This window comes from Terrimonas ferruginea DSM 30193 (assembly GCF_000425585.1).
In the GTDB taxonomy this organism is placed as follows: Bacteria; Bacteroidota; Bacteroidia; order Chitinophagales; family Chitinophagaceae; genus Terrimonas; species Terrimonas ferruginea.
Genome location: NZ_KE384400.1, coordinates 255,590 through 269,479, shown reverse-complemented (window position 1 = coordinate 269,479; position 13,890 = coordinate 255,590). Strand labels below are relative to the sequence as shown.

At 49.5% G+C, this 13,890-nt stretch carries 7 protein-coding genes; 5 read left to right on the top strand and 2 right to left on the bottom strand.

Features of this window, described 5'->3' with window-relative positions; genetic code table 11:
* The first annotated feature begins 92 nt into the window (after window positions 1-92).
* The 5 genes from H608_RS22825 (at window position 93) to H608_RS0117550 (ending at window position 10,519) form a co-directional block, all read left to right on the top strand.
* Entirely contained in the window at window positions 93-5,258 is a 5,166-nt protein-coding gene (locus H608_RS22825; RefSeq protein ID WP_211227081.1) for a PKD domain-containing protein, read from the top strand.
* Between the two features lie 72 nt (window positions 5,259-5,330).
* Entirely contained in the window at window positions 5,331-6,338 is a 1,008-nt protein-coding gene (locus H608_RS0117565; RefSeq protein ID WP_028788835.1) for a PorP/SprF family type IX secretion system membrane protein, read from the top strand.
* 60 nt (window positions 6,339-6,398) lie between these two features.
* Complete coding sequence (locus tag H608_RS0117560) at window positions 6,399-8,396, top strand: OmpA family protein (RefSeq protein ID WP_028788834.1); 1,998 nt, start codon at window positions 6,399-6,401, stop codon at window positions 8,394-8,396.
* A 57-nt stretch (window positions 8,397-8,453) separates the two neighbouring features.
* Window positions 8,454-9,476, top strand: a complete 1,023-nt coding sequence (locus H608_RS0117555; RefSeq protein ID WP_028788833.1) for a PorP/SprF family type IX secretion system membrane protein — start codon at window positions 8,454-8,456, stop codon at window positions 9,474-9,476.
* Window positions 9,477-9,565: 89 nt separating this feature from the next.
* Window positions 9,566-10,519 (top strand): GDP-mannose 4,6-dehydratase, encoded by a 954-nt coding sequence (locus H608_RS0117550; protein WP_028788832.1) that lies wholly within the window; start codon window positions 9,566-9,568, stop codon window positions 10,517-10,519.
* A 1,005-nt stretch (window positions 10,520-11,524) separates the two neighbouring features.
* On the opposite strand, the gene H608_RS0117545 is transcribed toward H608_RS0117550, so the two are convergent.
* Both H608_RS0117545 and H608_RS0117540 read right to left on the bottom strand, forming a co-directional pair.
* Window positions 11,525-12,784, bottom strand: a complete 1,260-nt coding sequence (locus H608_RS0117545; protein ID WP_028788831.1) for a homoserine dehydrogenase — start codon at window positions 12,782-12,784, stop codon at window positions 11,525-11,527.
* 36 nt (window positions 12,785-12,820) lie between these two features.
* A complete protein-coding gene (locus H608_RS0117540; protein WP_038008932.1) occupies window positions 12,821-13,888 on the bottom strand; it encodes a homoserine O-acetyltransferase family protein in 1,068 nt (355 codons plus the stop codon).
* Between the last annotated feature and the right edge of the window lie 2 nt (window positions 13,889-13,890).

Genomic DNA, 13,890 nt, shown 5'->3' with positions numbered 1-13,890 from the left:
CGGGCCGGGGAGGGATGACAATCCCTTCCCGGCATCAATCCAATGCTAACAAAAAGAAACCCGCTATGCAACGCATTAAACAGAAGCTTCACATGAATAAAAACCGGGTGGCGAGACTAGGACTGTTGTGCTTCGGTCTTTTGTGGATGACCTGTGTGCAGGGCCAGAAAGACCTTTCCAACCGCGGAAAGGAATTCTGGGTGAGTTATCCGTTCAACTGGTTTTTTGAAAATGGCAACTCCCAGGAGATGGTGCTGTACTTCAGTGCGGAGGAAGATGCGGTTGTTACACTTACCTCACATGTTGGCGCTAATACCTGGACGCGCACGTATAACGTACCGGCTGGTACGGTGACGATCTCGGATTACATTCCCAAATCCGGTTTGTATGACAGCCGCCTGTATGACTTTGCTTATCCCGCGGGCAATGGCGGACAAGGTGTTTACAACAAGGCCATTCATATCGAGAGCACTACACCCATCGTGGCTTATGCACACTATATCGGCAGCGCAACATCCGGTGCTTCGATGTTGTTTCCTGTGGAAGCATACGGATATGTATACACGACGCTAAATAATAAAAACTTTTATGGAAGCCAGCCGGCCAATACGTATTTCTATGTAATGGCCTCGCATGACAATACCGTTATCGAAGTAACTCCCAAGGTAATTACCCGTTCCGAGCTGCCTGCGGCACCGGGCGGACGCCCCGCGGGTGCGCCCTTTACGGTGACATTGAACCGGGGACAATCATTCCAGGCAATTGCACGTGTAACGGCGGGAGATCTGACCGGTAGTAAGATCAGAAGTATTGCCAACTCGGCGGGTATTTGTTATCCCATTGCTGTATTTGCCGGTACCAGCCGTACCGGTCTTGCCTGTTCGGGTAATGGCGGCAGTGGCGACTTCATTATGCAGCAATGTTTTCCCTCACAGGCATGGGGTAAACGATATTTTACAGCGCCTACAAGCAATTCAGCAGGAGCAAACAGCTTCATGACAAATATCTACCGCATACTGGTGAAAGATCCCACTACGGTAGTAAAAAGAAATGGCACACAAATTCCCATCGGTACGCTGATCGGAGGAGATTATTACGAATACAACTCCGGTACTGCCGATTACATTGAAGCGGATAAACCCATCATGGTCGCACAGTATATGCCATCGACTGGTGGTTGCCCCAATACAAGTGGTGATGGCGATCCGGAAATGATCTATATCAGTCCGATTGAACAAGCAACCAAGCGTGTAGGCTTTTACAGAAACGATGAAGAGAACATCAATACCAATTATCTTACGCTCATCATTCCAAACGATGGCACAGCACTCTCTTCCCTGCGCATCGACGGTGATCCCTTGAGTGCCATACCTGCCGTACAACGACATACCTATACTCACCCGCAAAACCCAAGATATACAGTGGTGGTAAGACGCTGGCTGGCCAGCAAATCGCAGTCCGTCGTTTCCAGCGACTCCGCCTTTACATCCATTACTTACGGTATTGGTTCGGTAGAAAGTTATGGCTATAACGGGGGTACGCTCATCAACAACCTGAATGCCTACAGTTCCATTCAAAACCCGCTCGATCCCACTCATCCGCAACATGAATTTACCTGTGAGCAGACGCCGGTAACCATTTCCGCACTCATGGCCTATCAGCCGACACGTATGGAATGGAAACTCAGTACGCTCGCCGGTATCGTTACACCTTCTGCCGATGTGATAGATAATTCGCCCACCTCTACAGGCACACAATTGGTGAATGGCGTCACGTATTATAAGTATACGTTGCCCGGCACCTACCTGTTTAATACACCCGGCGAACATGAAATTCCGATTCTCGCTACACACCCAAGTATCGAGAACTGTAACAATACGGAAGAGGTTAAAATTTATATTGAAGTAAAACCAAAACCTAAAGCCGATTTCTCCATTGACCATCCTACCGGCTGTTCATTGGATACGGTTTTCCTGCATGCCGTAAACGCTACAACCGATGGCTTTACCCTGAATACATGGAACTGGTCTTTCCCGGGTGGCGCTACCACCACGGGCAAGGATACTTTACATGTTTTTACCGCCGGTGCTGCACAGCCGGTCAAGTTATCTGTTGTAACAGCAGAAGGTTGTGCTTCGGATACCACAAAGGATATTACCGTGTTTGCTCCGCCGGTTTCAGCTGTTGCGGTAGCTCCACCAGTTATCTGCGAAGACAATACGGTTAATTTCACACCCACTGCCTCTTATGCCGGAACTGCTCCGGTCAATGGCTGGTATTGGGATTTTGGAAATGGCGGCACGTCTGATCTGACTACTGCCACTCCCGCGACAGTTACTTATCCTGATTATGGCACTTACACCGTTAAACATGTGGTACGTGTAAGCCCGCTTTGCGTTAGCGATACCGTTGAAACAATAGTAAACGTTCACGCTAAACCCCGCGTCGATATTGCTTATCCAGCCGGTTGTTTACCCGTAACCGGTGAAGTACAGTTTACCAATAACACCACTACACCCGACGGTCAGACGCTTATCAGTCATAGCTGGAATTTTGGTGATGCCAATGCCACGCCGGCCAACCCGAATACATCTGCCGCCGTAAGTCCTACACATATTTATACAGCTTATGGCAACTATGATATCAATTACATCGTTACCAGTTCCGAAGGTTGTGTGAAAGACACGATCATCAAGGCCACCTTTAATGTTTCGCCGGTACTCGATTTCCCTGCGGTGGCTGCGGTGTGTGAAAACCAGGCAGCATTTGCTCTTCCTGCCGTTACGGTTACCAATGGCGTTCCCGGTACAGGCGCATTCAGCGGTGCGGGTGTGGATGCATCGAACGGCACATTCAACCCGGCAACAGCGGGTGCGGGTTCACACGTCGTCACTTATACCTTTACTTCAACGGCTAATTGCGTGATCACGGCTACCCGTACGATAGTAGTGCATCCGCGTCCGACAGCGGCATTTACTATTCCGGCTGGCGCCTGCCTTCCTGCAAGCGGACAGGTAACTTTTGATAATACCTCAACCATCGTTGGAGAAGATCCCGCTACGCTTACATGGTCCTGGAATTTCGATGACCCAGCGGCTACACCGGCTAATCCCAATACGTCAACTGCTTTTGAACCTTCCCACAATTTCCAGGAAGGCAGCTATGATATCAGTCTCGAAGCGGTTTCGCAAAACGGATGCCGGCATACGATCACACGCACGCAGGCATTTGCACTCACACCGGTGGTGACTTATCCTGCGCTCGCCGGTATCTGCGTCAATGAAGCCGCTGTTTCCGTCGCTACCGCTACTGCCACTGTTGGAGGTGTTCCACAGACCGGTGGTACTTACAGCGGACCAGGCACAACGGCCGCAGGTATGTTTGATCCTGCTGCTGCGGGTGCCGGTATACATACCATTACTTATTCATTCACTTCTGCGGGTGGCTGTCCTTCAACCGCTACCAGCACTATTGAAGTATATGCCAAACCGGTTGCCGCCTTTACCTTCCCTTCAGGATGTCTGGCGGCAGATGGTTCCTTGCAGTTTACGAGCACCAGCACCGGCGCTACGTCATGGTCCTGGATCTTCGATGATCCAAATGCAAGCTCCGGTAACGACAATACATCGGCCCTGGAAAATCCGGTACACCGTTTCCGCGAAGGCACCTACGATATCGAACTCGAGGTCGGTTCGGCAGATGGCTGCCGCGATAAAACAACGGTACAGGCGGTGCTTGGCGTAACGCCGGTGGTTACTTATCCTGCGCTGAGTAATGTATGCGAAAGCGCTCCTGCCTTCTCCATTGCATCTGCTACCGCTACGGTGGCCGGTGTAACGCAGACAGGAGGCACTTATAGTGGTCCCGGTACAACGGCTGCGGGTATGTTCAATCCTGCCACTGCCGGTTCGGGTACACACACTATTACTTATTCCTTTACTTCGGCAGGTGGTTGTACGTCAACAATCACATCCACCATCAATGTATATCCGCGTCCGGTTGCTTCCTTTACGGCAACTCCGGGTGTGTGTCTGAATGACGATGTTACTTTCCAGAGCACATCCACGATCAGTTCGGGTGCTATCCAGACATGGAACTGGAACCTGGGCAACAGCTCTACGCCGAGCTATACGAATGATGCGCCTTTTGATGTAACCTATGCCACTGCCGGTAACTATACGGTGCAACTGACTGCAGTAAGCGATCAGAACTGTACCAGCCTTCCGGTAAGTCAGACCATCACAGTACATCCTTTACCGGTAGCCTCCTTTACGCCGCCCGGTGATATCTGTCTGCCGGGCAGCGCCTCCTTTACCAACACCAGCACAGGTGCGGCAACTTATCTGTGGAATTTTGGTGATGGCACGGGTACATCAACCGTTAAAGATCCTTCGTACACGTATGCAGGGGCAGGAAGCTATCCGGTAACACTTACTGCATATTCTTCTTTCGGATGTGAGCACACCAGCGCACCGGTAGTCGTAGATGATTTTTATGAAAAACCGGTAGCCAACTTTGCTGTAAACCCTTCAGAGCTTTGCCAGGGAACCAATACGGATTTTATCAATCAGAGCACCAATAACGTTGGTACCATCACTTCCTGGAAATGGGATTTTGATGACGGCTCTCCTGTATTCACTTCGGCAAATCCTGTAAAACAATTTGCCAACCCAGGTACTTATGATGTAACACTTACCGTGAGCAACAACGCAGGTTGCGTATCCGACCCGTTTGTGCGCACCGTGCGTGTGCACCTGCAGCCGAAAATTGATGCCGGCCGTTCATTTGTAGTGCCAATGGGAACGCCTGTCCGCTTTGAAGCAACGGCCAACTCTCAATCACTTACATTCAACTGGACACCGGCGGCGGGACTGGATAATGCAACCATCCTCAATCCGACGATAACAGCAACGGCCGACCAGGTTTATACCCTGACCGCAACAGGAGACTATAACTGTACGGCAACGGATGAGCTGACCGTGAAGATCCTGCAACCGATCAGAGTGCCCAACGTATTCTCTCCGAATGGTGATAACATTCACGACCGCTGGCTGATCCCGAACCTGACGGATTATCCCGGCGCGACCGTGGAGATCTTCAACCGCTATGGGCAGCAGGTATTTTACACGGTGGGATACAATACGCCATGGGATGGAACATACAAAGGCAAAGACGTGCCTGTAGGAACTTATTACTACGTGATCAAATTGGAAAACGGATTTAAACCACAAACCGGATCAGTAACGGTGATCCGCTAAGAAACAGAGCATCATGAATAACCAACCGGGACGTTCGTCCAAAGGCGTCCCGGTTTTATAAAAACAACGACAATGAGAAAATTTTACCGGCTTGCGATGTTGTTATGGGTAATGGGCGGCAGTTTCAACCAACTGCATGCGCAGATTGATCCGCACTTTACCCAGTATTATGTGTACCCGGCCTGGCTCAATCCTGCATTGACAGGCGCTTTCGACGAACAGTACAGGGTTTCCGGCATCTACCGGAATCAGTGGGGAAATATCAGCAGCCCGTTTTCAACACCGGGCATTTCGCTGGAGTTTACCACCGAGAAGAACATCAATGTCGGGGTGAGTGTTTTGAACCAGACTGCCGGTAATGGTGGTTACAATTACACAACAGCTTATGGTAACGTATCTTATACCGGTGTACGTTTTGGCCGCAATGAAACGCAACGTATCACCTTCGGTATACAGGCCGGATTGATCCAGCGCCGCTGGGACCGCAGCAAGCTCACCTTCGGCGACCAGTGGAATCCTATCACGGGCTACAATCCGGGCAGCGCTTCACAAGACCTGATCACGCGCACATCTGCCGGTACTTTCGATGTAGGCGCAGGTATCATGTACTTCGACGCGGAGCCAGGTAAAAAAGCAAACGTATTCGCAGGTTTTTCAACCGCACACCTTACACGCCCCGAGGATAAGTTCAGCGCCAACGGCGAAGGGAAGATCCCGATGCGTTACACGGCGCATGCGGGTGTACGTCTGACCATCAATGAAATGTTCAGCCTTACGCCAAACCTGTTGTACGCACGCCAGGGAACAGCCCAGGAAAAAATGGTAGGTGCTTATGCCACTTACAAAGCAACATCCGAAGTAGACCTGATGCTGGGCGCCAACTACCGTTTCGAAGATGCGATTTCACCTTTTATCGGTTTCACTTATAAGAACATGGTGCTGGGTGCGAGCTATGACATCAATACATCGGATTTAGGTAAAATGACGAATGGTGCCAACAGCTTTGAAATATCACTCACGTTCATTGGAAGAAAAGCGACCAAGACACCGGAGATTGAATTTGTCTGTCCGCGCCTCTGATGCTGTTTTGCTATCACCGTTCACAATAACAACTACTCAAACAAGTAACACTACATACGGATGAAAAAACTACTCTTTACTGCTGCGGTGTGGATGCTGGCTATGACAGTGCACGGGCAGTTTGTGTACGATTACCTGAATGCTGCCAATAAATATTTTGAAAAAGGCGATTACTATTCGGCGGCTCAGTACTATGAAAAATATTTTAATACCGGTAAAACAGGCGGCCGCCAGGAGTTCAGTCCGTATACCCCGCAGACCGTTTCTGCCAAAACAACGGCCAGGCCTACCAACCAGGAAGTTGGTATCTGGCGGATAGCCGAAAGCTACCGTATGCTGAATTATCCCGCCAAGGCAGAACCTTACTATCGCCAGGCTTTGGAGATCGGCGCAGATAAATTTCCGCAGGCCGCTTATTATCTCGGTACCATGTTGCGGGCATTGGAGCGCTACGAAGAAGCTGAGGCGACTTTTAAAAATTTCATCAGTAGCTATACCAATGAGGACGCTTACCGCAAGGAAGCGCAAAGGGAAATCGTTAATCTGCAGTTTATACAGGCGCAACTGAAAAAGAAAGACATCAAGTATTATACGCTGACCAAAGCACCTGCCGATCTCAATACACTCGGAGGAAGTTATGCGCCGGTTTGGGTCAACAACTCATCGCTTTATTTTACCTCCACGCGTCCGGCTGACAGCAGTGAAAAGAAAAAAGATTATACGAATAAAATTTATGAGGCGGCTTTCACTGAAACCGGTATCACTGGTGTGACCAAAGTAAACATCAATCAACCCCGTGACATCGAGCAGGGTGTAACCGCCGCTACCCCGGATGGACAAACCCTGTTCATCACGCGCTGGACAGGCACTGGTGCCAAAAAACAAGCGGCTATTTATTCATCCGTAAAAAATGCCAATGGCTGGAGCGAACCGCAAAAGCTGGACGCCTCTGTCAACGAAGCTGGCTCAAGCAGCCAGGAGCCTTTTGTAACGGCTGATGGAAAATATCTTTTCTTCTCGAGCAATCGTGCCGGTGGCAAAGGCGGATTTGATATCTGGTATGCCGAACTCGATGCAACCGGTAAACCCGGCGTTCCGGTGAACGCAGGTGATCAGGTGAACACATCATATGATGACCAGGCACCTTATTATCATGAGCCTTCCCAGGCACTAGTGTTCTCGAGCAAAGGAAGAGTAGGCATGGGAGGATTCGATTTCTTCCAGAGCAAAGGTGCTATCGGACAGTTTCAGGAAGCACAGAACCTCGGCTATCCCGTGAACTCTGTGAAAGACGATATTTATCTGGTGAGCAAAGGTGGACCGAAGAACATGCTGGAAAAGATCCTGCTGAGTTCTGACCGTGATGCGGCCTGTTGCCTCGAATTATTTTATCTGCAAAAAATCCGCCCGCTGCGCCAGATCTCCGGTAAGGTTGTTTCCTGCGATGGCAGCAAACAATTGCCCGGCGCTACACTTGCGGTAATCGATACGGTATCCAACACTACCGTTTACAATGCCACGATCGGTGCAGATGGTACTTATCATTTTACCCTGGAAGATTACCAGCCGCTGAAAGTGGAAGCATCAGCACCCGGCTTCCTGACCAACTCGATCCGTATGCAGGTGCCGGCTGATATCGAAGAAGAAGGTATTACCAACCCCGTTCTTTGTTTGTTGCCTGAGCCGCCGAAAGTAAACGAATCATTCATCGTAAGAAATGTTTATTACGAATACGACAAATCGGAAGTGAAGCCCGAGTCTTATCCCGCGCTGGATGAACTGGTACGTATGATGGAAACCTATCCTGAACTGGAAATTGAAATCAGTGCGCACACCGACAGCAAGGGTACTGACAAGTACAACCAAAAACTGTCTGAAGCACGGGCACGCAGCGTAGTTGCTTATCTCGTTGCCAAAGGGGTGGCAGAAAGCCGCCTGAAATCGAAAGGTTATGGCGAAGCACAACCGATTGCTCCCAACACAAATCCTGACGGAACGGATAACCCTGACGGACGCGAGCAAAACCGCCGTACCGAGTTCAAAGTGCTGAAAAACTAACCTGGACGTCCCGGCCGGCCATAGGCCGGGACGCTTTTATAAAACCCGGAATTTGTGATGAAGAAGCTGTTAATCCTTGGAAGCTGTGTGTTGATTGCTTTTACAGCACGTGCCCAGCAGAAACCGCATTACACGCAGTATATACTCAACCAGTATATTGTGAACCCCGCACTTACAGGTATCGAGAATTATACCGACATCAAATTGAGCCACCGGCATCAATGGACCGGTATACAGGATGCGCCTGTGACCAGTTATCTCACGATCCATGGACCGATTGGAAAAAAAGATTACCGCACCACGGCCACTTCTTTTGAAGTACCGGGCGAGAACCCGCGGGGGAAACAATACTGGCAGGATTATACCTCGGCAGAGCCGCACCATGGTGTGGGATTGCAGGTGATCAACGACGTAACCGGCCCGCTCAGTAATTTTTCTGCGTATGGGACCTATGCTTATCACATCGGTCTTACGCCGCGTACAAGCCTGTCAGGCGGATTTGGTGCCGGCATCAGCCGTATCAGTCTGGATGCCGAGAAACTGGATTTCGGATCAACCGTGGTGGATCCGGCTGTGTATGCGCAGAATGGCGTGCTGAATAAAACCCGTTTTGATATGATGGCGGGATTGTACCTGTATTCACCGGATTACTTTATCGGATTGTCTGCACAACAGATCGTACCATCGAAAATTGATTTTTCCAATAATGCCATCCGCCCGAAAGAAGGAAAGAGCGTGCCACACATCTTTGCCACGGCGGGTTACCGGTTCCTGGTAGGATATGATTTCAACCTCATTCCTTCCGTCATGGTGAAGTATATCAACCCGATGCCTACGCAGATCGAGGCCAATGTAAAACTGCAATACCAGGATTTTCTCTGGGTAGGTGCGGGATACCGTTACAAAGATGGTTTCAATGGCATGCTGGGTGTAAATGTTTCCAATACGGTGAATGTGGGTTATGCTTATGATTATACCACCTCCCGGTTAAATAATTTCAGTAAGGGTACGCACGAGATCATCCTTGGCTTTTTACTCAACAACAAGTATGACGACTCCTGCCCCCGGAATGTTTGGTGACGTTAAGTGTATGTAGTCCCTTTAAAGAGAGCCTCCGGGCTCTTTTTTTGTGTCATCAGCCATTATGCTAACTTTGCCGCAATAGACGCATGAAACACTACCTTATCACCGGCGGAGCCGGTTTCATCGGAAGCAACCTCATCAAAACGCTGTTGCAGCGCACCGAACCCCTGCGCATTACCTGTATCGATAATTTCGATCCGTTCTACCCGCGCTCTTATAAGGACGCCAACCTGGCACAGTTCAGCGCCGATCCGCGTTTTGAATTGCTGGAACTGGATATATCCGCCTTTACCGGTGAACAACTGGCAGCCCGTATCGACAGTAACGTCGATGTGATCGTGCACCTGGCGGCCAAAGCCGGCGTACGTCCCAGTATTGAAAATCCGCTGGCCTATCAGCAGGCCAATGTAATCGGACTGCAGAATATGCTGGAGCTGGCCCGGATAAAAGAAATCCGGCAGTTTGTGTTTGCCTCCAGCAGCAGTGTGTACGGTGTTAACGATCATTATCCCTGGTCGGAAGAGGAGCAACTGATGCCGATCAGTCCTTATGCCAGCACGAAATTATCCGGAGAAATGATGGGGCACGTTTATCACAAATTGTATGGTATCCGTTTTATCGCGCTGAGGTTCTTTACCGTGTACGGCCCCGGCCAGCGCCCCGATCTCGCTATTCACAAGTTTACCAAAGCCATTACAGAAGGAAAAGAAATTCCGGTGTACGGCGATGGCAGTACCAGCAGGGACTATACTTATGTGGAAGACACGGTGCAGGGCATCATCGGAGCAATGGAGTATACCGGTTCGGGATTTGAAGTGATCAATCTCGGAAACAACTATACAGTTACACTTTCGGAATTAATAACGGCCATTGAAGCCGTGACCGGAAAAAAAGCAATCATCCGCCGCGAACCGGAACAACCCGGCGATGTACCACGCACCTTTGCCAACATCAGCAAAGCACAGCAGTTGCTGAACTATCATCCGCAGACAAGATTGGAAGAAGGGTTGAAGAAATTTTATGCGTGGTTTGGCGAATAGTCAATCAGTGAATAAGTCAATAGGTGAATAAAGTAAATGAAGATTTTCCTCATGGTTCGTGTATACACGAACCATGAGGAAGGGTGGTCCCTGAAGCCAATACTTCGGCCTCTCGAGGGACCACCAGTTCGAGGGATCCATTCACTGATTGACTATTCGCCCTTGTTGGTCTCCAGACCAACAAGCAGGCGTCAGGTAGCATTGATGTGTTAAGGCCAACTTCGTGCATAACTCAAGGCTGAGCAGGCCCGTTGGTCTGGAGACCAACGGTGGCGTGATGTTGGATTGACAGGTTTAAAATCTTCCGAACACTTATGGTGTATACACGAACCAAGGGAGAAACCTTCATTCACTGATTGACTATTCGCCCTTATTGGTCTCCTGACCAACAAGCAAGCGTCAGGTAGCAATAATGGGTTAAGGCCAGCTTCGTACATAACCCAAGGCGAGCAGGCACGTTGGTCTGGAGACCAACGGTGGCGTGATGTTGGATTGACAGGGTTTAAAATCTTCCGAACACTTATGGTGTATGCACGAACCAAGGGAGAAACCTTCATTCATGTTCACTGATAGACTATTCGCCCTTGTTGGTCTCCCGACCAACAAGCAGGCGTCAGGTAGCATTGATGTGTTAAGGCCAACTTCGTGCATAACTCAAGGCTGAGCAGGCCCGTTGGTCTGGAGACCAACGGTGGCGTGATGATGAATTGACAGGGTTTAAAATCTTCCGAACACTTATGGTGTATACACGAACCAAGGGAGAAACCTTCATTCACTGATTGACTATTCGCCCTTGTTGGTCTCCCGACCAACAAGCAAGCGTCAGGTAGCATTGATGGGTTAAGGCTAACTTCGTACATAACTCAAGGCTGAGCAGGCCCGTTGGTCTGGAGACCAACGGTGGCGTGAAGTTGGATTGACACGAACCAAGGGAGTAACTTTCCTTCACTGATTGACTTATTGAAAACAAATCCCCGGCCAACGGCCGGGGATTTGTTATTTGCCTTAAAGTGCGAGACCTGCCAGTTCCAGGCTCTTCTTCTTGAGCTTACGGATCTCAACGGTTTCGATAACGGGATCGGGTGCAAGAATCAATGAGGTATTATTGTCCTTCCACCATGTCTGATCTTTCAATTCGCGGAAACCGATTACGCCAACAAGGTATTTTCTTTCCTCCTGTGCATGCCATTCCTCGATCCACTCGAACTTTTCACGCGGAATATATTTCCAGTCTTCGAAACTTACATACACCCGCAGGTATACTTCTTCGCTCAGCGTGTGCGGCTGATGATGGTAGAGTTTCTTGTATTCATATTTATATTGATAACGCAACGCAGCGATATCACTGAGCACGGCCGATGCGGTAGGCAGGCTACCCGCACCTTTTCCGTAAAAGAATTGTTTGTCGGCGAAACCACTTTCGATTACCACACCATTGTATTCATTTTTTACAAACGAAAGATGGTCGTCCTGCTTTACAAACTGCGGCAGTACAAAGGCGGCAACCTGGCCGTTCTGTAATTTCTGCGCCTGTGCTACCAGTTTGATCTGTTGGTGACGGGCCAGCGCAACCGCTGCATCACCGGCGTGGATGTTCTGGATGCCATTGAATAAAATATTTTCCGGAGACGCGGTAATGCCATAAGCGTGTGTCAACAGGAATGTCCATTTATTCACTGCATCATAACCTTCCACGTCGAGTGATGGATTGCTTTCGGCAAAGCCCAATTGTTGCGCCAGTAATAAGGCCTGACGGAAATCCAATCCCTCTTCAAACATTTTGGTAAGAATGAAATTGGTAGAGCCGTTGACGATCGCTCGGATAGAATGCAGCAGATCGTTGTCGTAATATTCTTCGAGATTGCGGATAACAGGAATAGAGGCGCAGGCGGCAGCTTCGTAGAGCAAAGAACGGCCGGTTTGTTGTTGCAGCGCGAGCAATTCATCCAGGTGTTCTGCAATCATTTTCTTGCTGGCGCTTACTACATCCTTACCATTTTTCAACGCTTCGGTTATAATGGCGAAGGCAGCATTGGCATCATCGATCACCTCCACGATTACATTGATCTCAGGATCGTTGAGAAGAACGGAACGGTCGGTGGTAAAGAGTTCTGCAGGGGCATTGCGTTGTTTCTCCGGGTTGCGGATGCACACTTTTTTCAGTCTTGCACTGAGTGATGGTGTTTGTTGTAAAACTTTGTAAAGGCCTTCACCTACCACACCAAATCCGAAGAGGCCGATGCCGAGTTGTTTATGCGTTTCCATGTTGCGAGTTGTTTTTATGCCTTTGTGCCCGTGGCATTACCGGTATTTATTGGTGACAATTTTAAGAGGCGATACATTTTCGGCACGGATGAATTTCTTCAGCGCCGTTTCTATTTTTTCATATTCAAGCAAAAAACCATCGTGACCAAAATCACTGGAAATGCTCAGCAGATCCGCATCTTTGATATGATCGCGCAGGTATTCCTGTTCAGTGATGGGATATAACACATCCGACCGGATACCAATGACCAATGCTTTTGCACGTATCTGCGATAAAGCCTCTTCCACACCACCGCGGTTACGCCCCACGTCATGACTGTCCATGCTTTGCGAAAGACGATAATAACAAAGCGCCGTAAAACGATTGGTCAATTTCAATCCCTGGTAACGCTGGTAGTTATCAGCGGCATAACGTACATCTTTGGACAGCGGAACAAAAGATTTGTCGCGCGGCTGCGTGATGCCATAGCCATTGTAATGACGATAGGAGAGCAGGGCAATGGAGCGCGCGGCGGCCAATCCTTTTTGACCGGCATCTTCACGTCTTTCCAGCCAGGTACTGTCGGCTTCTATGGCCATGCGCTGCGAAGCGTTGAAAGCCACGGCCCATGGTGACAAGGCAGCATTGGTTACAATAGGAACAATGTATTCGAACAGGGAAGGTTCTTCAATGGCCCATTCGAGTAACTGCATACCACCCGTGCTGCCACCGAGCCCGATATGAATCCGTTCGATGCCGAGATGCAATCGCAGGTGGCGATAAGTACGGATTATGTCGCGGATCGTGAAAACCGGGAAGTCGCTGTAATAAGGTTCACCTGTTGCCGGATTAATACTCAGCGGTGAAATACTGCCATACGGGCTTCCCGGTTTGTTGACACAAATGATAAAGTAACGTTCGGGATCAAAGAACTTGCCTTCGCCCACCAGTCCCGGCCACCATTCGGCAGGACTGCTGTTGGCCGTCAACGCGTGGAATATCCATACCACGTTGGACTTGTCTGCATTCAACTGACCGTAGGTTGTATACGCCAGGTGAAACGAAGGCAGGGAAATGCCCGATTCGAGTTCAAAAGGTTGTTCGTATCTGAATACTGATTCCATGA